At 59.2% G+C, this 20,528-nt stretch carries 21 protein-coding genes; 11 read left to right on the forward strand and 10 right to left on the reverse strand.

Annotated features, from left to right (window positions below; genetic code table 11):
• Positions 1-116: 116 nt before the first annotated feature.
• The 4 genes from PspR84_RS00095 to glyQ form a co-directional block, all read right to left on the reverse strand.
• Positions 117-896, reverse strand: coding sequence for a lysophospholipid acyltransferase family protein (locus PspR84_RS00095; RefSeq protein ID WP_160054431.1), 780 nt, complete (start codon positions 894-896; stop codon positions 117-119).
• Positions 897-979: 83 nt separating this feature from the next.
• Positions 980-1,519 carry a D-glycero-beta-D-manno-heptose 1,7-bisphosphate 7-phosphatase gene (gene gmhB, locus PspR84_RS00100; protein WP_174244422.1) on the reverse strand — a complete coding sequence of 180 codons (540 nt, stop codon included), beginning with the start codon at positions 1,517-1,519 and terminating at the stop codon, positions 980-982.
• Between the two features lie 4 nt (positions 1,520-1,523).
• A complete protein-coding gene (glyS, locus tag PspR84_RS00105) occupies positions 1,524-3,578 on the reverse strand; it encodes a glycine--tRNA ligase subunit beta (protein ID WP_160054435.1) in 2,055 nt (684 codons plus the stop codon).
• Positions 3,575-4,528, reverse strand: coding sequence for a glycine--tRNA ligase subunit alpha (glyQ, locus tag PspR84_RS00110; protein WP_034152298.1), 954 nt, complete (start codon positions 4,526-4,528; stop codon positions 3,575-3,577). Before glyQ ends, glyS begins: the two co-directional genes overlap by 4 nt.
• Positions 4,529-4,609: 81 nt before the next feature.
• On the opposite strand from glyQ, the gene PspR84_RS00115 reads away from it, so the two are divergent.
• The 3 genes from PspR84_RS00115 (at position 4,610) to PspR84_RS00125 (ending at position 6,408) form a co-directional block, all read left to right on the forward strand.
• Positions 4,610-5,167 carry a DNA-3-methyladenine glycosylase I gene (locus PspR84_RS00115; protein WP_160054437.1) on the forward strand — a complete coding sequence of 186 codons (558 nt, stop codon included), beginning with the start codon at positions 4,610-4,612 and terminating at the stop codon, positions 5,165-5,167.
• A gap of 40 nt (positions 5,168-5,207) precedes the next feature.
• Entirely contained in the window at positions 5,208-6,095 is an 888-nt protein-coding gene (locus PspR84_RS00120) for a lysophospholipid acyltransferase (protein WP_160054439.1), read from the forward strand.
• Positions 6,096-6,168: 73 nt separating this feature from the next.
• Entirely contained in the window at positions 6,169-6,408 is a 240-nt protein-coding gene (locus tag PspR84_RS00125; protein ID WP_095119686.1) for a PilZ domain-containing protein, read from the forward strand.
• A gap of 1 nt (position 6,409) precedes the next feature.
• Here PspR84_RS00125 and PspR84_RS00130 read toward each other — a convergent pair whose 3' ends face one another.
• From PspR84_RS00130 to def, 5 genes are all read right to left on the reverse strand, one after another.
• Positions 6,410-6,724, reverse strand: coding sequence for a tetratricopeptide repeat protein (locus PspR84_RS00130; RefSeq protein ID WP_095119685.1), 315 nt, complete (start codon positions 6,722-6,724; stop codon positions 6,410-6,412).
• Between the two features lie 150 nt (positions 6,725-6,874).
• Positions 6,875-8,251 (reverse strand): Trk system potassium transporter TrkA, encoded by a 1,377-nt coding sequence (gene trkA, locus PspR84_RS00135; protein WP_077575169.1) that lies wholly within the window; start codon positions 8,249-8,251, stop codon positions 6,875-6,877.
• A gap of 22 nt (positions 8,252-8,273) precedes the next feature.
• The gene (rsmB, locus tag PspR84_RS00140; RefSeq protein ID WP_160054441.1) at positions 8,274-9,584 is read right to left on the reverse strand and encodes a 16S rRNA (cytosine(967)-C(5))-methyltransferase RsmB; all 1,311 of its coding nucleotides are present in this window, start codon (positions 9,582-9,584) and stop codon (positions 8,274-8,276) included.
• Positions 9,581-10,540, reverse strand: a complete 960-nt coding sequence (fmt, locus tag PspR84_RS00145) for a methionyl-tRNA formyltransferase (protein ID WP_160054443.1) — start codon at positions 10,538-10,540, stop codon at positions 9,581-9,583. The genes rsmB and fmt overlap by 4 nt, the downstream gene beginning before the upstream one ends.
• A 58-nt stretch (positions 10,541-10,598) precedes the next feature.
• The gene (gene def / locus PspR84_RS00150) at positions 10,599-11,105 is read right to left on the reverse strand and encodes a peptide deformylase (RefSeq protein ID WP_064116564.1); all 507 of its coding nucleotides are present in this window, start codon (positions 11,103-11,105) and stop codon (positions 10,599-10,601) included.
• Between the two features lie 160 nt (positions 11,106-11,265).
• On the opposite strand from def, the gene PspR84_RS00155 reads away from it, so the two are divergent.
• From PspR84_RS00155 to PspR84_RS00190, 8 genes are all read left to right on the forward strand, one after another.
• Positions 11,266-12,291: a LysM domain-containing protein gene (locus tag PspR84_RS00155; protein ID WP_160054445.1), complete on the forward strand. Its 1,026-nt coding sequence runs from the start codon at positions 11,266-11,268 to the stop codon at positions 12,289-12,291.
• 80 nt (positions 12,292-12,371) lie between these two features.
• Positions 12,372-13,472, forward strand: a complete 1,101-nt coding sequence (gene dprA, locus PspR84_RS00160) for a DNA-processing protein DprA (protein ID WP_160054447.1) — start codon at positions 12,372-12,374, stop codon at positions 13,470-13,472.
• A gap of 55 nt (positions 13,473-13,527) precedes the next feature.
• Positions 13,528-14,085 carry an L-threonylcarbamoyladenylate synthase gene (locus PspR84_RS00165; protein WP_160054449.1) on the forward strand — a complete coding sequence of 186 codons (558 nt, stop codon included), beginning with the start codon at positions 13,528-13,530 and terminating at the stop codon, positions 14,083-14,085.
• A gap of 268 nt (positions 14,086-14,353) precedes the next feature.
• Positions 14,354-15,022 (forward strand): hypothetical protein, encoded by a 669-nt coding sequence (locus tag PspR84_RS00170; RefSeq protein WP_160054451.1) that lies wholly within the window; start codon positions 14,354-14,356, stop codon positions 15,020-15,022.
• A complete protein-coding gene (locus tag PspR84_RS00175) occupies positions 15,000-15,734 on the forward strand; it encodes an iron-containing redox enzyme family protein (protein WP_160054453.1) in 735 nt (244 codons plus the stop codon). Before PspR84_RS00170 ends, PspR84_RS00175 begins: the two co-directional genes overlap by 23 nt.
• A 42-nt stretch (positions 15,735-15,776) precedes the next feature.
• Positions 15,777-16,871 (forward strand): DUF3419 family protein, encoded by a 1,095-nt coding sequence (locus PspR84_RS00180; RefSeq protein WP_160054455.1) that lies wholly within the window; start codon positions 15,777-15,779, stop codon positions 16,869-16,871.
• The gene (locus PspR84_RS00185; RefSeq protein ID WP_160054457.1) at positions 16,868-18,136 is read left to right on the forward strand and encodes an aminotransferase class I/II-fold pyridoxal phosphate-dependent enzyme; all 1,269 of its coding nucleotides are present in this window, start codon (positions 16,868-16,870) and stop codon (positions 18,134-18,136) included. Before PspR84_RS00180 ends, PspR84_RS00185 begins: the two co-directional genes overlap by 4 nt.
• 4 nt (positions 18,137-18,140) lie before the next feature.
• Entirely contained in the window at positions 18,141-19,427 is a 1,287-nt protein-coding gene (locus tag PspR84_RS00190; protein ID WP_238785188.1) for an AMP-binding protein, read from the forward strand.
• Positions 19,428-19,482: 55 nt separating this feature from the next.
• Here PspR84_RS00190 and PspR84_RS00195 read toward each other — a convergent pair whose 3' ends face one another.
• A complete protein-coding gene (locus tag PspR84_RS00195) occupies positions 19,483-20,460 on the reverse strand; it encodes an NADPH:quinone reductase (RefSeq protein ID WP_160054459.1) in 978 nt (325 codons plus the stop codon).
• Between the last annotated feature and the right edge of the window lie 68 nt (positions 20,461-20,528).

Raw genomic sequence — 20,528 nt, forward strand, 5'->3', positions numbered from 1 at the left:
ACTTATGCACCTTTTACGGTCTTTTATGAGCTTGAGAAATATATAAGTAAATCAATCACTTATTATCAATATTCAAGCGTTTTCAACAAAACCGTACACAGGTTATCCACAAAATCTCAGACAGCCACTTGATCGCTTGCAGCAGGTGCCTGCGGGGCCGGTGGCAGCGAGCCCATTTCGCGCTGAGTCTTCTCGTTCCAGGCTTGCACCCGGTCGTTCAGCTCGGCGATGGCGCGCGGGCCTGTGCCTTCGGCATACATCGGTTCGCCGATGACTACGGTGATCACCCCGGACTTCTTGCCCCAGCCGATTTTCGGCCAGAACTTGCCGGCATTGTGTGCAATCGGCAGCACAGGAAGCGCCGCATTCACCGCCAAAGCGCTACCACTGCGGGAGAACTTGCCGACAGTGCCGTAAGGAACGCGTGTACCTTCCGGGAAGATCAGCACCCAAACGTTGTCCTTCAGCAACTCATCACCCTTCGCCGCGACTTGTTTCAAAGCAGCTTTCGGGTTATCGCGATCAATCGCGATCGGCCGCAACATGGCCATCGCCCAGCCGAAGAACGGCACGTAAAGCAGTTCGCGCTTGAGCACCTGGCTCAACGGCGAGAAATAAGCGGAGAGAAAGAACGTCTCCCAAGTGCTCTGGTGGTTCGACTGAATCACGCAGGGCCTGTCAGGCACGTTTTGCGCGCCTTTGATTTCGTAACGGATACCGAGAAACACCTTGGTCAACCACAAGGCGCAGCGACACCAGTACACGTTGATAAAACGATAACGCGCCTTGAATGGCAAAAACGGCGCGATAAAAAAACTCAAGCTGCACCACAGCAGGGAGGTGGTGCCCAGCAGCAGGTAAAAGAGAAAAATCCTGATGGCCCGCAGTATCGACATAGTGACGTTTACCGTGACGGGGCAATGCCCGAGTGTTCAAGCGCACTCCCGATCAATCCCTGGTCAGGAACTTCAGAAGTACTCTAGTTGTGGATAAGTTCTGCGGCAATCGCCGCCAGATCGTCAAAAATCAGAGTGCCAACCGGCAGGGTTTTGCCCTGAGTCTTTGCGCCTTTTCCGGTCTTTACCAAAACTGGCTGTGAATCGACGGCTTTGGCGGCCTCCAGGTCACCAAGGCTGTCGCCGACGAACCAGACATTGGTCAGCTCGACGTTGTAATGCGCCGCGATGGTTTTCAACATTCCCGGTTTCGGTTTGCGGCAATCGCAGCCTTCGTCCGGCCCGTGCGGGCAATACACGATCAGCCCGACGTCACCGCCCTGCTCCGCCACCAACTCGCGCAAACGCGCGTGCATGGCATCGAGGGTGGCGAGGTCGTAATAGCCGCGAGCAATGCCCGACTGGTTGGTGGCCACCGCCACCGTCCAGCCGGCCTTGCTCAACTGCGCAATCGCTTCGATCGAGCCGGGCAACGGAATCCACTCCGCCACGGACTTGATGTAAGCGTCGGAGTCGTAATTGATCACTCCGTCCCGATCGAGAATCAGCAGTTTCAACAGCAATCCCTCAACCCAGCAGCGAAATGTCGGCAACACCGAGGAACAGGCCACGCAGACGCGCCAGCAGCGCGTAACGGTTGGCCCGCACATTGGCGTCGTCGGCATTGACCATCACCGCGTCGAAGAACGCATCCACCGGCTCACGCAATGCCGCCAGGCGGGCCAGCGATTCGTTGTACTGACGCGCCGCGGCCATTGGCTGCACCGCTTGATCCGCTTGCTGGATCGCCGAGTACAGCGAGAACTCATTGGCGTTGTCGAAATACTTGGCTTGCACCTCGGTCGGCACCGCGCCTTCGAGTTTGCTCAGCAGGTTCGATACACGCTTGTTCACCGCCGCCAGCGCTGCCGCTTCCGGCAGTTTGCGGAAGGCCTGAACCGCTTGCACACGCTGATCGAAGTCCAGCGCCGATCCCGGCTTCAGGGCACGCACCGACAGGTAAGTCGCCACTTCAACGCCTTCGTCTTCGTAACGTGCACGGAGACGGTCGAAGATGAACTCCAATACGGACTCGTTGAGGCCGGCAGCCTTGACCTTGGCACCGAACGCATTCACCGCGAATGCGACGGCGTCGTTCAGGTCCAGATCGAGTTTTTTCTCGATGAGGATACGCAGCACGCCGAGTGCCGCACGGCGCAGGGCGTACGGGTCTTTGCTACCGGTTGGCAGCATGCCGATACCGAAGATACCGACCAGGGTGTCGAGCTTGTCAGCGATCGCGACGGCTGCACCGGTCAGGGTGGCTGGCAGTTCTGCACCGGCACCGCGTGGCATGTACTGCTCGTTGAGCGCCAGCGCGACGTCTTCCGGCTCGCCATCATTGAGGGCGTAGTAATAGCCGGCGACACCTTGCATCTCCGGGAACTCGCCGACCATTTCGGTGGCCAGGTCGCACTTCGACAGCAGGCCAGCGCGAGCAGCCCACGAAGCGTTGCCGCCAATGCGTGCGGCGATGTACGCAGCCAGTTTCGATACGCGTTCGGCCTTGTCGTAGACGCTGCCGAGTTTTTCCTGGAACACCACGTTCTTCAGGCGATCATTGAAAGCTTCGAGTTTCTGCTTCTTGTCTTGCTTGAAGAAGAACTCGGCGTCGGTCAGGCGTGGGCGAACCACTTTTTCGTTACCGGCGATGATCTGCTGCGGATCTTTACTTTCGATGTTGGCCACAGTGATGAAACGTGGCAGCAACTTGCCGTCGGCATCCAGCAGGCAGAAGTACTTCTGGTTGTCCTGCATGGTGGTGATCAGCGCTTCCTGCGGCACGTCGAGGAAACGTTCCTCGAACGAGCACACCAGCGGCACCGGCCATTCAACCAGCGCGGTCACTTCGTCAAGCAGTGCCGGCGGAACGATTGCCGTGCCTTCCTGACGGGTGGCCAGTTCTTCGGTGCGCTTGCTGATGATCTCGCGACGCTCGTTTGCATCGGCGAGTACATAAGCGGCACGCAGGTCGGCGAGGTAGCTCGACGGCGAACCGATGCGCACGCTTTGCGGGTGATGGAAACGGTGACCAAGGGAATCACGGCCAGCCTTTTGCGCGAGGATGGTGCAATCGATGACCTGGTCACCGAGCAGCATCACCAGCCATTGGGTCGGACGCACGAACTCTTCCTTGCGCGCACCCCAACGCATGCGTTTCGGGATTGGCAGGTCGTTCAGCGAATCTTCGACGATGGTCGGCAGCAGGCTCGCGGTCGGCTTGCCGGCGATACTCTGGCTGTAACGCAGTTTCGGACCGCTCTGATCGATTTCGCTCAGATCAACGCCGCACTTCTTGGCAAAGCCCAGGGCTGCCTGAGTCGGATTGCCTTCAGCGTCGAACGCCGCCTGACGTGGCGGGCCGTCGAGGTTGATGCTGCGATCCGGTTGCTGGGTCGCCAGCGCGGTGATCAGCACAGCCAAACGACGTGGCGCGGCGTAGACGGTTTTAGTCTCGTAGCTCAGGCCGGCGGCTTGCAGGCCTTTGTCGATACCGGCGAGGAACGCCTCAGCCAAGGTGTTCAGGGCTTTCGGTGGCAGTTCTTCGGTGCCCAGTTCAACCAGAAAATCTTGCGCACTCATTGTGCAGCCTCCAGCTTGGCCAGTACTTCGTCACGCAGATCCGGGGTCGCCATCGGGAAGCCCAGCTTGGCGCGTGCCAGCAGGTAGGCTTGCGCAACGGAACGCGCCAGGGTGCGTACGCGCAGAATGTATTGCTGACGCGCGGTTACCGAGATCGCCCGGCGCGCATCCAGCAGGTTGAAGGTGTGCGACGCCTTCAGGACCATTTCGTAGCTCGGCAACGGCAGCGGCTGGTCGAGTTCGATCAGACGTTTGGCTTCGCCTTCATAAAAGTCGAACAGTTCGAACAGCTTGTCGACGTTGGCGTGTTCGAAGTTGTAAGTGGACTGCTCCACTTCGTTCTGGTGGAACACGTCGCCGTAGGTGACTTTGCCCATCGGGCCGTCAGCCCAGACCAGGTCGTAGACCGAATCCACGCCCTGCAGGTACATGGCCAGACGCTCAAGACCGTAAGTGATCTCGCCGGTCACCGGGTAGCACTCGATACCGCCCGCCTGCTGGAAGTAAGTGAACTGAGTCACTTCCATGCCGTTCAGCCAGACTTCCCAGCCCAGACCCCAGGCGCCGAGGGTCGGCGATTCCCAGTTGTCTTCGACGAAGCGAATGTCGTGGACCAGTGGGTCCAGGCCGACATGCTTGAGCGAGCCCAGGTACAGCTCCTGAAAGTTGTCCGGGTTCGGCTTGAGGACCACCTGGAACTGGTAGTAGTGCTGCAGACGGTTCGGGTTTTCACCGTAACGGCCGTCAGTCGGACGGCGGCTTGGCTGCACGTAGGCGGCGTTCCAGGTTTCCGGGCCGATGGCGCGGAGGAAGGTCGCGGTGTGGAAAGTGCCGGCGCCTACTTCCATATCGTAGGGCTGAAGTACCACACAACCTTGCTCGGCCCAGTATTGCTGGAGCGCGAGGATCAAGTCTTGGAAGGTACGCACGGCTGGCGTAGGCTGGCTCACGAAATTCACCTGTTTCTTGGGCTGCGATTTAAAGAGCGGGAGTATACCCGATTCATTGCTGCGCACGCCCCCTGGAGCCTTATGCCACGCTGCTTTTGGTGTACCGAAGATCCGCTGTACATGGCTTATCACGACCAGGAGTGGGGCACGCCGCTACGCGATGCGCAGGGTTTGTTCGAGTTGCTTTTGCTCGAAGGGTTCCAGGCCGGGTTGTCCTGGATCACCGTGCTGCGCAAGCGCGAGCGTTATCGCGAGGTGTTGTTCGGCTTCGACGTACAGCGTGTGGCGCAGATGAGCGACGCCGAAATCGACGAGTTGATGCTCGATCCGGGGATTATTCGCAACCGCCTCAAACTCAATGCCGCCCGCCGTAATGCCCAGGCCTGGCTGGCGCTGGAGGAGCCGGTGGGGTTCCTCTGGTCGTTTGTTAACGACCAACCGATCATCAATCATTTCAAGGATCGCAGCGAAGTCCCGGCGATCACCCCCGAAGCGCTGGCGATGAGCAAAGGCCTGAAAAAGGCCGGGTTCACGTTCGTCGGCCCGACCATTTGCTACGCGCTGATGCAGGCCTCGGGCATGGTCATGGACCACACGCAGGACTGCGACCGCTACGCGCAGCTCGCCAACGGCGGTTAGAATGGCCGCCTCGCGAACCGCACAAGATCAGGAGTGACCTGTGGAAAAGTTTAAAGGCGCCTTGCTGGTAGGCGCTCTGCGGCTGTTTGCCCTGCTGCCATGGCGGGCCGTGCAGGCCGTGGGTTCGGCGATCGGCTGGATCATGTGGAAAACCCCCAACCGTTCCCGCGACGTGGTGCGGATCAACCTCGCCAAATGTTTTCCACAGATGGATCCGGTCGAACGTGAACGTCTGGTCGGCCAGAGTTTGAAAGACATCGGCAAGTCGTTGACCGAAAGCGCCTGCGCGTGGATCTGGCCGGCGCAGCGTTCGATCGACCTGGTGCGTGAAGTCGAAGGTCTCGACGTGCTCAAGGATGCGCTGGCCTCGGGCAAAGGCGTGGTCGGCATCACCAGCCACCTCGGCAACTGGGAAGTGCTCAACCACTTCTATTGCAGCCAGTGCAAACCGATCATTTTCTACCGTCCGCCGAAGCTCAAGGCTGTGGATGAATTGCTGCGCAAACAGCGTGTGCAACTGGGCAACAAAGTCGCTGCTTCCACCAAGGAAGGCATCCTCAGCGTCATCAAGGAAGTGCGCAAAGGTGGTGCAGTGGGCATTCCCGCTGACCCGGAACCGGCCGAATCCGCCGGGATCTTCGTGCCGTTCTTCGCGACTCAAGCGCTGACCAGTAAATTCGTGCCGAACATGTTGGCCGGCGGCAAAGCCGTTGGCGTGTTCCTGCATGCGCTGCGCCTGCCAGACGGTTCTGGCTACAAAGTGATCCTCGAAGCGGCGCCGGAAGCCATGTACAGCACCGATACCGCCGAATCCTGCGCAGCGATGAGTAAAGTCGTCGAGCGTTATGTGGCGGCGTATCCAAGCCAGTACATGTGGAGCATGAAGCGCTTCAAAAAGCGTCCGCCGGGCGAAGAGCGCTGGTACTGAGCTGATTGGCATGATCTGTGGATAACCTCACTGGTGAGGTTATCCACAACCGTTCATCAAAGGGCGCAAGAAGATGTCCGAACAACGCAAATCCTTCCGCATCAAGATCACCCACGACAGCTTCGGCGAATGCCTCGGACAGACGCGCAACCTGTCGCCTACCGGGGTGTTTGTGCAGCATCCGGTTTTGGCTTCTTTGCCCAAAGGTGCAGTGGTTTACGGCCAGGTGCAGGGGTTACCCACAGGCGCGCCGCGGGTGCGCATGGAAGTGGTGACAGTGAATGCCGAAGGCATCGGTCTTCGTTACCTTTGATTCACTGCGCCTGACGATCCAGTTTCTTTAGAAACACCGTCATTTCCTTTTCGGCCTGCTTGTCGCCATGGGCGCGGGCCGCTTCCAGACCTTGTTCCCACGCTTGCCGCGCGGCGACGTGATCGCCCAGCGCCAGATGCGCCTTGCCCAATAGTTTCCATGCCGCCGAATACTTCGGATCAAAACCGACACAGCGCTGGAAATGCTCGGCAGCCTTGGCGTTTTCGCCCAGATCCAGATAACCCTTGCCCAGGCCGAAGCGCAGCAATGAGTTATCCACACCCTTGGCGAGCATTTTTTCCAGGGATTCGAGCATGGGAGATTCCTTGAATGAGGTGTGTCAGGGATGAGTCTTGCTATGGGATACCGCTATCGCGAGCAGGCTCACTCCTACAGGGGAACGCATTCCAAATGTGGGAGCGAGCCTGCTCGCGATGACACCAGTCTGATCCCCCGATAATCCGGATCAGAAGAAGCTCAACCCCACATGAAACAGCTTCTCCACATCGCGAATATGCTTTTTATCCACAAGGAACAGAATCACATGGTCGCCCGCTTCGATCACCGTGTCATCGTGGGCTATGATCACCTGTTCGTTGCGGATCACGGCACCAATCGTGGTGCCCGGCGGCAGGCCGATCTTCTCGATCGGTTTACCGATCACCTTGCTCGACTTCGCATCACCGTGGGCAATCGCCTCAATGGCTTCCGCCGCACCGCGACGCAGTGAGTGCACGCTGACGATATCGCCACGACGGACGTGGGCCAGCAGGGTGCCGATGGTCGCCAGTTGCGGGCTGATGGCGATGTCGATATCGCCGCCCTGAATCAGGTCGACGTAGGCCGGGTTGTTGATGATCGTCATGACCTTCTTCGCCCCCAGCCGTTTGGCCAGCAGCGACGACATGATGTTGGCTTCGTCATCGTTGGTCAGCGCTAGAAAAATGTCGGCGTCGGCGATGTTCTCTTCCAGCAGCAAATCGCGGTCGGACGCGCTGCCCTGCAGCACCACGGTGCTGTCGAGGGTGTCGGAGAGATAACGGCAACGCGCCGGGTTCATCTCGATGATCTTCACCTGATAGCGGCTTTCGATGGCCTCGGCCAGCCGTTCACCGATCTGCCCGCCGCCCGCGATGACGATGCGTTTGTAGGTTTCGTCGAGACGGCGCATTTCGCTCATGACCGCACGAATATTCTCACGGGCGGCGATGAAGAAGACTTCGTCATCGGCCTCGATCACCGTATCGCCCTGGGGCAGGATCGGTCGGTCACGGCGGAAAATCGCGGCCACGCGCGTCTCGACATTCGGCATATGTTCGCGCAACTGACGCAATTGCTGACCGACCAGCGGCCCGCCGTAATAAGCGCGCACCGCCACCAGTTGCGCCGCGCCTTCGGCGAAGTCGATCACCTGCAAGGCGCCCGGATGCTGGATCAGGCGCTTGATATAGTTGGTCACCACTTGCTCGGGGCTGATCAGCACGTCGACCGGAATCGCTTCGTTCTGGAACAGCTGTTCTTCGCGATGGAGGTAAGACGCTTCGCGCACCCTGGCGATCTTGGTCGGGGTGTGGAACAGCGTGTGGGCGACCTGGCAGGCGACCATGTTGGTTTCGTCGCTGTTGGTCACCGCCACCAGCATGTCGGCGTCGTCGGCGCCGGCCTGACGCAGCACCGACGGCAGCGAGCCACGGCCCTGCACGGTACGAATATCGAGGCGGTCGCCGAGGTCGCGCAGGCGCTCGCCGTCGGTATCGACCACGGTGATGTCGTTGGCTTCGCTGGCGAGGTGCTCAGCCAGCGAACCGCCGACCTGCCCCGCCCCGAGGATGATGATTTTCATCCAGTCACTCCATTGAACCCATTTAGCCGCGCGCGGCAGCGATCTTGATCAGCTTGGCGTAGTAGAACCCGTCATGCCCGCCCTGCTGGGCCAGCAATTGGCGACCATGGGGCTGTTTGATCCCGGCACTGGTGGCCAGATCCAGTTCGCGGGCACCCGGCGTACGCTCGAGGAACGCGGCGATGACTTCGGTGTTTTCGGTCGGCAGCGTCGAGCAGGTGGCGTACAGCAGGATGCCGCCGACTTCGAGGGTTTTCCACATCGCATCGAGCAGTTCGCCTTGCAGTTGCGCGAGGGCGACGATGTCGGCCGGCTGACGGGTCAGCTTGATGTCCGGATGGCGACGGATCACGCCGGTGGCCGAGCACGGCGCGTCGAGCAGGATGCGCTGGAAGGGTTTGCCGTCCCACCATTTCTCGGTGTCGCGACCGTCGGCGGCGATCAGTTCCGCGTTCAAGCCGAGGCGTTCGAGGTTTTCCTTAACGCGCACCAGCCGTTTGGCTTCCAGATCCACCGCCACCACACCGGCCAGCGCCGGTTCGGCTTCGAGGATGTGGCAGGTCTTGCCGCCGGGCGCGCAACAGGCGTCGAGCACGCGTTGCCCCGGCGCCAGATCGAGCAGATCGGCAGCCAGTTGCGCCGCTTCGTCCTGCACGCTGATCCAGCCTTCGGCGAAACCTGGCAGGCTGCGCACGTCAGCAGCGGCTTCGAGGATGATGCCGTCGCGGCTGTAAATGCACGGTGTTGCGGCAATCCCGGCCTCAGTCAGCAAACCAAGGTAAGCGTCGCGGCTGTGATGACGGCGATTGACCCGCAGAATCATCGGCGGATGCGCATTGTTCGCTTCGCAGATTGCTTCCCACTGTTCCGGCCAGAAAGCCTTGAGGGATTTTTGCAGCCAGCGTGGGTGAGCGGTACGCACCACCGGATCACGTTCCAGCTCGGCGAAAATCGTCTCGCTTTCGCGCTGGGCATTGCGCAACACGGCGTTGAGCAGGCCTTTGGCCCACGGCTTTTTCAGCTTCTCGGCGCAACCGACGGTTTCGCCAATGGCGGCGTGGGCCGGCACGCGGGTGTAAAGCAATTGGTAGAGGCCGACCAGCAGCAACGCTTCGACATCGGCGTCGGCAGCTTTGAACGGTTTCTGCAGCAGTTTCTCGGCCAATGCCGAAAGACGTGGCTGCCAGCGCGCGGTGCCGAAGGCCAGATCCTGAGTGAAACCGCGATCGCGATCCTCGACCTTGTCCAGTTGCGTCGGCAGGGAGCTGTTCAGCGAGGCTTTGCCGCTGAGCACGGCGGCGAGTGCCTTGGCGGCGGCCAGACGCGGATTCATTGTGCGTCCACCGCTGCGCCGAGCACGGTGCCAACCGCGAACTTCTCACGGCGGCTGTTGAACAGGTCGCTGAAGTTCAGCGCTTTGCCGCCGGGCAGTTGCAGGCGGGTCAGGCACAGGGCTTGTTCGCCGCAGGCGACGACCAAACCGTCCTTGCTGGCGCTGAGGATTTCACCCGGGGCGCCTTTGCCGTCGGCGAGTGTCGCCGCCAGCACTTTCAGCGCTTCACCGTTAAGGGTGCTGTGGGTGATCGGCCATGGGTTGAAGGCGCGCACCAGTCGCTCCAGCTCAACCGCCGGACGGCTCCAGTCGATGCGCGCTTCGTCCTTGTTCAGCTTGTGTGCATAAGTGGCGAGCTCATCATTCTGCACTTCGCCTTCCAGCGTGCCAGCAGCCAGACCGGCAATCGCTTGCACCACGGCTGGTGGGCCCATTTCTGCGAGGCGATCATGCAAGGAGCCACCAGTGTCTTCACCGGTGATTGGCGTGACGACCTTGAGCAGCATCGGCCCGGTGTCGAGGCCGGCTTCCATGCGCATCACGGTTACGCCGCTCTCGGCATCACCGTGCTCTACGGCGCGTTGAATCGGCGCCGCACCGCGCCAGCGTGGCAGCAGCGAGGCATGACTGTTGATGCAGCCCAAACGCGGGATATCCAGCACCACTTGCGGCAGGATCAGTCCGTAGGCGACCACTACCAGCAGATCCGGTTTCAGCGCGGCCAGTTCAGCCTGAGCCTCAGGATTGCGCAATGTCGGCGGCTGCAACACCTGGATATGGTTTTCCAGGGCGAGCTGTTTGACCGGGCTCGGCATCAGTTTTTGCCCGCGACCGGCCGGACGATCCGGTTGGGTGTAAGCCGCAACGATCTCGTAAGGGCTGTTCAGCAGGGCCTTGAGGTGTTCGGCGGCGAATTCCGGGGTGCCGGCAAAAACGATGCGCAGTGGCTCAGTCATGAAGGGCGTCTCTTGAAAAGAAAAAGGCTTGCCGCAGCAAGCCTTTGAAGGAGGGGCATCAAGCGTTCTGGCGGTGCTGCTTTTCCAGTTTCTTCTTGATCCGGTCGCGTTTGAGCGTGGACAGGTAATCGACGAACAATTTGCCGTTGAGGTGGTCGCATTCGTGCTGGATGCACACCGCGAGCAGGCCTTCGGCGATCAGCTCATAGGGCTTGCCGTCGCGGTCCAGCGCCTTGATTTTGACCTTTTGCGGGCGATCGACATTTTCGTAGAAACCCGGTACCGAGAGGCAGCCTTCCTGGTATTGCTCCATTTCTTCGGTCAGCGATTCGAACTCGGGGTTGATGAACACCCGCGGTTCGGTGCGGTCTTCGGAAAGGTCCATCACGACGATACGTTTGTGCACGTTGACCTGGGTCGCGGCAAGGCCGATGCCCGGCGCTTCATACATTGTTTCAAACATGTCATCGACCAACTGACGCACTTCGTCGTCCACTACAGCCACAGGCTTGGCGATAGTGCGCAGACGCGGGTCCGGGAATTCGAGGATGTTTAAAATGGCCATAGGCTTTGATTGCTGCACACGTTGAGTAAAGTCGGGCGATGGCCTGGCAGGTCCGAAGATGCAGGCTACCGTTGTGAAGCGTAGCTTGTGCATTTTGCACAAGCGAGCCACGGGGGCTCTGACGGTTCACGCGAATGCACATGATAAAGGGATTCACTGCATGAGGAAAACACTACTCGCCCTGCTGCTGTTGGCTTCGGCTGGCGTGGCGCAAGGGCAAGTGCAACTCAGGGAAGGTTTTCCACAGCAATATACGGTGGTTTCGGGGGATACACTCTGGGACATTTCCGGCAAATACCTGCGCGAGCCCTGGCAATGGCCACAACTGTGGCGGGCCAATCCGCAAATCGAAAACCCCAACCTGATCTATCCCGGCGACACGCTGACGCTCAGCTATGTCGACGGCCAACCGCGTCTGACGCTCAATCGTGGCGAGTCACGCGGCACCATCAAGATCTCGCCGCGTATTCGCACCAGCCCGGTAGCCGAGGCGATTCCGAGCATTCCACTGAAGTCGATCAACAGCTTTCTGCTGAGCAACCGCATCGTTGACAAGGTCGAGGATTTCGACAAGGCACCTTACATCGTCGCCGGTGATGCCGAACGCGTGCTCAGCGGCACCGGTGACCGGATCTTCGCCCGTGGCCATTTTGATACAGATCAGCCGGTTTACGGGATCTTCCGTCAGGGCAAGGTCTACACAGATCCTCAGACCAAGGAGTTTCTGGGGATCAACGCCGACGATATCGGTGGCGGTGAAATTGTCGCTACCGAAGGCGACGTCGCCACCCTCGCCCTGCAACGCACCACGCAAGAAGTGCGCCTCGGCGACCGCTTGTTCAGCGGCGAGGAGCGTTCGATCAATTCGACCTTCATGCCCAGCGCGCCAACGACCAGCATCAACGGCGTGATCATCGATGTTCCGCGTGGTGTTACCCAGATTGGTGTGATGGACGTGGTCACTTTGAACAAAGGCAAGCGCGATGGTCTCGCCGAAGGCAACGTTTTGGTGGTGATGAAAACCGGCGAAACCGTGCGTGACCGCATTACCGGCCAGCCACTGAAAATTCCCGACGAACGCGCCGGGTTGCTGATGGTGTTCCGCACCTACGACAAACTCAGCTACGGCCTCGTTCTCAACGCTTCACGCTCGCTGGCGGTGCTCGACAAGGTGCGAAATCCGTAAGCTTGCTTAACAAGTTACCAACAGAGTTATCCACAGCTTGTTCCGAATGGTTCGGGGCTTATAACGATCAAGGATGATCCATGATATTGCCTGTCTGTACGCCGGTTTCCCCAGCGGAACTGGAAGCGCGCCTGCGCCTGCACCGCTTGCCGGATGTCGGCCCGAAGCGCTTTGCCAAATTGCTTGAAGCCTTCGGCTCGGCCTCAAAAGCCATCAGCGCTCCGGCCAGTGCGTGGCGTTCGTTGGGTTTGCCGGCGACGTGCGCCGAAGCGCGGCGCTGTCCAGACGTTCGCGACGGTGCCAGCCATGCAATGCGCTGGCTAGAGCGGCCAGAGCATCATTTGCTGATGTGGGATCAAGCCGATTACCCGGCGCTGCTGGCGCAGATTCCTGATCCGCCGCCAATGTTGTTCGTTGCCGGTGATCCGCTGATTCTCGAGAAACCGCAACTGGCGATGGTGGGTAGCCGTCGCGCGTCGCGTCCGGGAATGGACACCGCCGCAGCATTTTCCCGCTGCCTCGCCGGGGCCGGTTTTGTCATCACCAGCGGGTTGGCGTTGGGTATCGATGCCGCTGCGCATCAGGCTGCTCTGGATGTTGGCGGGCTGACCGTGGGCGTACTCGGCACCGGGTTGGAAAACTTTTATCCACAGCGCAATCGACGCTTGGCTGATGCGATGATTGCGTCCGGCAGCGCGGTGCTTTCGGAGTTTCCTCTGGACGCCGGGCCGACCGCGAGCAACTTCCCGCGACGCAACCGCATCATCAGTGGTTTGTCCCTTGGCGTTCTGGTAGTCGAGGCGAGCGTTGCCAGCGGCTCTTTGATTACCGCAAGGCTGGCGGCGGAACAGGGGCGCGAGGTTTACGCGATTCCCGGTTCGATTCATCACCCCGGTGCGCGCGGTTGTCACCAGTTGATTCGAGACGGTGCAGTGCTGGTGGAAACCATCGAACACATCCTCGAAGCGTTGCGTGGCTGGCAGCATTTGCCGTTGTCCACGGATTCTCCGAAAGTCGATCATCCGTTGCTCGCCCTGCTCCACGCCGCGCCGCACACCAGCGAAGGCTTGGCCGACAGCAGCGGCTGGGCATTACCGAAAGTGCTGGCGGCCCTCACCGAACTGGAAATGGATGGCCGTGCGGTGTGCGAAAACGGTCGCTGGTTGGCCAGGACGCGCTAGGTTTTACAAGGAAGATCGGTAAACTGCGCGAAACCTGTTTGCGGAGAGTTTTTTCATGGTCAACAGTTGGCGTGTGCAGCAAGCCGCACGAGAGATTCGCGCCGGAGCGGTGATTGCCTATCCAACCGAAGCCGTCTGGGGGCTGGGTTGCGACCCGTGGAACGAAGAGGCAGTGGATCGGTTGCTGGCGATCAAGAATCGTTCGGTGGTCAAAGGGCTGATCCTGGTCGCCGACAACATTCGCCAGTTCGACTTCCTGTTCGAAGACTTCCCGCAAGAGTGGATCGACCGCATGGCCAGCACCTGGCCGGGGCCGAACACCTGGCTGGTGCCACATCAGGGCTTGTTGCCGGAATGGGTCACCGGCGTGCACGACACCGTGGCACTGCGGGTCAGCGATCACCCGCAAGTGCGTGATTTGTGCTCGATGATCGGGCCATTGATTTCGACCTCTGCCAACCCGCAGGGTCGCCCGGCAGCGCGCACGCGTTTACGGGTTGAGCAATATTTCCGTGGCCAGATCGATCTGGTATTGGGCGGCAGCCTTGGCGGGCGGAAAAATCCTAGCGTCATTCGCGATCTGGCGACGGGTAAGGTTATTCGTCCCGACTGACCCGATTTCCGCCTCACCTGTTTTTAACTCCTCGACTGTTTTGGCGAGGAGTTTTTTTCTGTCTGCGATTTATCCTTGGTAATCTGCATAACTTAAACAATCTGTTGTTTATGTTGTACTGCTGTGTGTCAGATAAATCGATAAGTTAGAAGTTTCAGTAACTTTTCCCACGTCATTATCAGAAGTCGCGTAGTGGCGATATTTCTAAAAGCATCCATTATTTCAATGCGCTCAGAAACTTCGATAAGTTAACGTCTGCGGAGAAGGAATGGATACTACGAACTTACAACTCAAGGATTATCTGCAGGGGCTTCAAGAGACATTAACCAGGCAGCATGCCGATTATCGTATTGTTATGCTTGATGCGGGGTCAGATGCCAGCGAGTTTGAACGATTCATCGGCCGCCAGTTTCGTCTGCGATTAAAGCATTACATGCTGACTTCCAGAGCCCGGGCACTTGAAACAAGGCTGGCGATTTCATCGCGCAGTACACATTTTCTGCTGTATCAACGCGATCAACTGACGGCGGTTTTGCGAGTGACCCCTTCGCCTTTCGAATGGGCTTCGCTGGCGCACCAGTATGTTTCTCCGACCGTGGCGCTGGCGCGTCATGTCGAGTTCAGTCGCCTGATCACGCATTCGCAACAGCACCGACCGGCGCTGACCAATGTGCTGCTTGCAGCCGCCACCGAATGGGCGATCGATCGCGGCTATCAAGGTGTGACGGCCTTGTGCCGATCGCCACAACGGCGACTGTTCCAGCGCTTTGGCCTGACCCCGATCACTTCCAGCTCACTGCATATCGAACACCGCGCGCGCGGCGATTACTGGCTGCTGTCTGCGCAATGGCGGGAAGTCCTCACGGCGCTGCAACAACCTTTCCCCATCAACGGCAACTACCCGGAGAGTCGCGATGAATGCGTCCGTCAGTTTTGAACAACAGCTGATTCTGCTCGATCAGCGCATTGAAAAAGCGTGGGCCGATATTCTGGATAATTCCCGGATGGTCAAGGCTATCCGCGAGGGCAGTGTTTCCAGAGCGTTATATGCGATCTACATGATCGAAACCTTTCATTACACCGCACACAATGCCCGAAATCAGGGTTTGGTCGGTGTGCGGCATGCCGATAATCCTGTTTATGCGAAATTCTGTTTTGAACATGCTGCGCAAGAAGTCGGTCATGAAAAAATGGCCTTGCATGATGTCATGAGCCTGGGATTGAAGAATGAAGTCTTTGATATGCCACCGGCACTTCCGGCGACGGAAGTATTGATTGCTTATTTGTACTGGATTTCTTTTACCGGTAATCCGTTACAGCGGCTGGGATACAGTTACTGGGCGGAAAACGCTTATCACTTTATTACTCCGTTGATCGCCAAGCTGAGTGAAACACTGGCGCTGAAGCCCGCTCAACTGACGTTCTTCATTGCTCATTCGGATATCGATGTCGAGCACTTCAATGAGATCAAACTCATCCTCCAGCGGACCTGCAAGCGTCAGGCTGACTGGGATGCCATTGCCACCGTGATGGAAACCAGTCTGCGCCTGACCGGCAACATGCTCGAAGCCGTTTATGAGCAATATGAAGCCTGGCAAAACGGCCTCGCGCCCCGCTACGAATTCCTCCATGTGCTGGATAAATCATGACGCCTTCCCGTTCATTTTCACGTCGGGCAGGCGGAGGTCGAGATGGCTGACTACTTCGAGCGGTTGAACTACGCGTTGGGGGATGAAGACACCGCACTCGAGTACACGATTTTGCCCGAGCAATCCAGGCATGTGTTGGGTGTAGCCGGCTGCGGCGGGCGGCTTCTGCCGTTGCTGGCCCGTCACCCTGCCCGCATGACTTGCGCTGATATCAGTGCGCCGCAACTGGCCTTCACCCGCTTGCGTTTAGCTTTGCTTGAGCAGACCGATCGCCAGTCGTTCATGGATTTCATGGGCTACTGGCCGGAAACGTCGGTGGCACGGCGCAAATCCATCTTTCGCCTTCTGGATCTGCCTCCGCTTGATCGCCGCTGGCTGGCGGACCTGTTTCATTCCCGTCATTGGCAGGCACCGATTTACCAAGGGGCCTTCGAGCAGACCCTGCAGCGGTTGGCGAAGATCAATGGTTTGTTCACCGGCAAGGCGGGGCGGGCGATTTTCCAGTTTCGTGATCTGGGAGAGCAATCGGCTTATTACCAAAGCCGGTTTCCCCTCAAGCGCTGGAAGGCTGTGATCGCCTTGTTGGGCAACGCAGCGGTGCTCAATTCGCTGTTGTACAAAGGGGCGTTTCCCCGCAACAACCTGGGTATCAGTTCCCGCGAGGTGTATCTGGATATCTTCCATACCTTGTTTACCACCCAGGTCGTGCGCGAAAGCTTTTTCCTGCAAATGCTGTTTTTCGGTGAACTGCGATATCCGCAGGGCTTTCCGCTGGAGTGCAATCCACAGGTTTTTCAACTGGCACGCAAGGCGCAGCAGCAATGCCGGTTGACTGTGGTGCAGGGCGATATCTTCGACTGTGCTTCGAGATGCAGGGATGTCGACTTCGTCTCGTTTTCCGACGTGCCTTCATTCCTGCCGGCGGAGGTTGGCATGGATGTCCTGCAGCGGCTCCGGCCCGCCCTGGGCGAGGATGCGCTGACGGTTATTCGTGGCCATTTGCATGTGGTCAGGCCCGATAGCACAGGCTTCTGCGACGTTACCGCGAAGTTTCAGGAGGCGATCGCACGAGAAAAAACTCAACTCTGGCGAGTACAGGTCTATCGCCAGACATCATCTGTGCAGGTATCTCGATGAACACACCTCATCCGACCGTCAATTGGGTCAAGAACCGTGTCCGTCAGGCGCGTGACGATCAACAGCAATTGTTCGACGCCGGGCTCAATGGCCTGAACCTTGTGGCGCGCGATGGCAAGGTCATAGAGTTGAGCAGTGGCGAGCAGTTAACCGAATTTCTCTCGTGCTCCTATCTGGGACTCGAGAGCGATCCCCGTCTGGTTCAAGGCGCAGTGCAAGCCGTCGAGTCTTTCGGTGTGCAGTTTGCTGCCGCCCGCACCCGAGCGCTGCTACCGCCGATGCGCGAACTCGATGGGCAGTTGAACCGCATTTTCCAGGGGCATACGGTGACATTCAACTCGGTGGGCAGCGCCCATCTGGGTTGTCTGCCGCTGCTGGGCTCCGGTGAGCTGCCGTCGTACCCCCTGCGCCGTGGCCCGGGCTGGATCGTTGACCGCGCGGCCCATGCTTCAATGCAGGTACTGCAAGGCATTCTGTGGCAGTTCGGCCCTGTCCAGCGCTGCGATTGCAGTGATCTTCAGCAAGTCGAAGATGCCTGCTCCACCGCTGTCGCTGCCGGCAATACCCCCATTATCCTGACTGACAGCATCGGCTCGATGCGCGGGCTTTATCCCGTTAACAGGCTGCTGCAACTGGCTGAGCGCTTTGAGGGTTATCTGTATGCGGATGACGCTCACGGCACTTCGATCCATGGCCTGAACGGGGGCGGTTATGCGCTTGATGTCGCCGCTGAGCCGTTGCGCGATCGTTTGATCCTGTTGTCGTCATTGTCCAAAGCCTTCGGCGCAACCGGCGGTGCAATTACGGTGCTGACGTCGGTCGATGCCGAGCTGATTCGGCGTCATGCGTCGACTTATACGTTCGGGGGCCCACTGTCCATGGGCGGAGTCGGTGCGGCAGTCGCCTCGACAAAGATTCATCTATCTGCAGGTTTGCGGGAGTTGCAGGCTTCATTATGGAAAAATGTTGAAGTTATCGATGGTCTGCTCGGGCCGGTTCTGGGCAACCATCAGATTGCTTCACCGATACGTTTCGTCCGGGTCGGAGCCGAAAGAGACGCCATCAGCCTGGCGTTGCACCTGCGTCGGCACGCCATCGCGGTCACCACGGCCTTGTTTCCGGTGGTGGCCAAAGGTGAAGCAATCCTGCGACTGGCCATCAGCGCCAATCACAGCGAGGTTCAGTTGAAGCATCTGGCGAGTGCCGTCAACGAAGGATTCGCTGAGTTGGGCATTCGTCAGGGAGAGCCGCATCATGTGCAGTGACCTGATGCAACGGAGCTGTGCAAAGACCATTCAGGCTGCAGCTGCAGAGGCCTTCGCGCGTAAATTGGACGATGCGCGGTCTCTGCCATGGTTCTGCACCTTGTGTCCGCAGATTCAACACGTACAGACCGCAGAGGATCTGCATCGGCTACCGATCCTCGCCGTGGAGGACGATCAGGGCGGGTTGCTGTTTACTCACCTCAGCGATGCGTCACATCGCGCACCGGGCGGTGGGCTGACCCTGACTTCAGGTGGCAGCACCGGCAATTGCAAGCACATCACCCATTCCTGGGCATTCAACGAAAGCATCGTGCCCTTGGGCGCGCGAGTATTTGCTGCGACCGATGACCTGCCACGAGTCGTCATCAATTGCCTGACGCCTGGTGAAATGCAGGGAGCCTTTCAATACGCGGCGGCCATCGTCCAGCACATTAGCGCGCGTCTGCTGCCTGCAGGCGCGCTGATGGGCATGCAGCGCATAGCCGGGTTGATTCATTCACAAGCGGCCGACGCTTTGATCTGCACGCCCTCGTTCGCCGAGGCGCTGTTCAATCATGCCGATGTCGATGGAGTGCAGCTGCGCAGTTTGAGATGGCTCTACTACATCGGTGAACCTTGCCGTCAGCCGCTACGCGAGCAACTGGCACGAGACTGGCCAGCCCTGAACATACGATCGTTGGGTTATAGCTCGACGGAGACCGGCCCGATCGGTTTCCAGTGCGCGCACCTTGAGCATGGTTTCTACCATCTGCATGCAGATGCCATGCTGCTTGAAGTGGTCGATCCTTTAAGCCTGCAAGCGGTGGTGGACGGTGAACCCGGCGAGTTTCTGCTGACCCCTTTGCTGCCCGATCAGGTGCCTTTGTTGCGGTACCGCATTGGTGATCGTGGGCGAGTTTTGCCCAGGCAATCCGGCTGTGCCTGTGGCAGCGCTTTGCCAATACTGGAACTGCAGGGTCGAATCGAAACTTCGATCAAGCTGGGCGGAGCGATCATCACTCAGCGACAGGTCCTGAGCGTGCTCGCAGAAGCGTTGCCCGAACTGCACGCTTCGGATGTGCAGGTGCAGATTGATCGACAGGCCGACGGTGCGCAGCTGCGGCTGCTTATCGCGGAGGACCGATTACCCGCCGCTGCTGAACGTGTCATCGAACAGGCTTTGCACAACGAGGCGCAAGCGAGCGCATTGCTCAGATTGCCCGGTGTGTTGGGCATGCAGGTACAGCGTCTGCCCCGTGGTGATTTCGCAACCACCCTGGCAGGCAAGACGCCGTTCTTTGTCGAGAGGTGACGTCCCGGGCCAGCCTCGTGAGGCTCGCCCGGGTGCTTCGTTTGATGGCTGCGTTTCAGGGTTGCAGAACGGTGGAGCCGGTAGTGCGCCGCGCCGACAGCTCGGTTTGCGCCTTCGCTGCGTCGGCCAATGAATACCGCTGGCTGACGTCCACTTTCAATTTGCCGCTGATGATCATTTCGAACAATTCATCGGCCATCCGCTGCAGATTCTCGGCATTGTTGGCATAAGTTGCCAGCGTCGGCCGGGTCACGTATAGCGAGCCTTTGGCGGCCAGAATGCCCAGATTGACCCCGTCCACCGCACCGGAAGCATTGCCGAAGCTCACGACCAGACCGCGCGGCGATACGCTGTCGAGCGAGGTCAGCCAAGTGTCCTTGCCAACGCCGTCATAGACCACCGGGACTTTTTTACCGTCGGTCAACTCCAGCACACGCTGGGCGACGTTTTCGTGACTGTAATCAATGGTCGCCCAAGCGCCATTGACCTTGGCCAGTTCGGCTTTTTCTTTGGAGCTGACGGTGCCGATCAGCTTCACGCCCAAGGCCTTGGCCCACTGACAGGCCAGCGACCCGACGCCACCGGCCGCCGCGTGGAACAGAATGGTTTCGCCACCCTTGAGTTCGTAGGTCTGGCGCAGCAGATATTGTACGGTCAGGCCCTTGAGCATGACCCCGGCAGCCGTTTCGAAACTGATTTCGTCGGGCAGATGCACCAGATTGTCCTGGGGCAGCACATGCAATTCGCTGTAAGCCCCCAATGGGCCGCTGCCATACGCAACGCGATCGCCGACCTTGAAGCGGGTGACGTCGCTGCCCACTGCATCGACGATGCCTGCACCCTCAGCTCCCAGGCCGGATGGCAAGGCGGGTGGCGCATACAGCCCGCTACGGTAATAGGTGTCGATGAAGTTCAGGCCGATCGCCTTGTTGGCCACGCGCACCTGATTCGGGCCGGGCGCGGCGGGTTCGTAGTCAACATACTCGAGCACTTCGGGGCCGCCGTGGGCGCGGAACTGGATACGCTTTGCCATCTGCCTGCTCTCCTTGGGTCTTTCGTAAGCCCCCTATCCAACTCTCATGCTTGATCTTCGTCAACTGC

This window comes from Pseudomonas sp. R84 (assembly GCF_009834515.1).
Taxonomy (GTDB): Bacteria; Pseudomonadota; Gammaproteobacteria; order Pseudomonadales; family Pseudomonadaceae; genus Aquipseudomonas.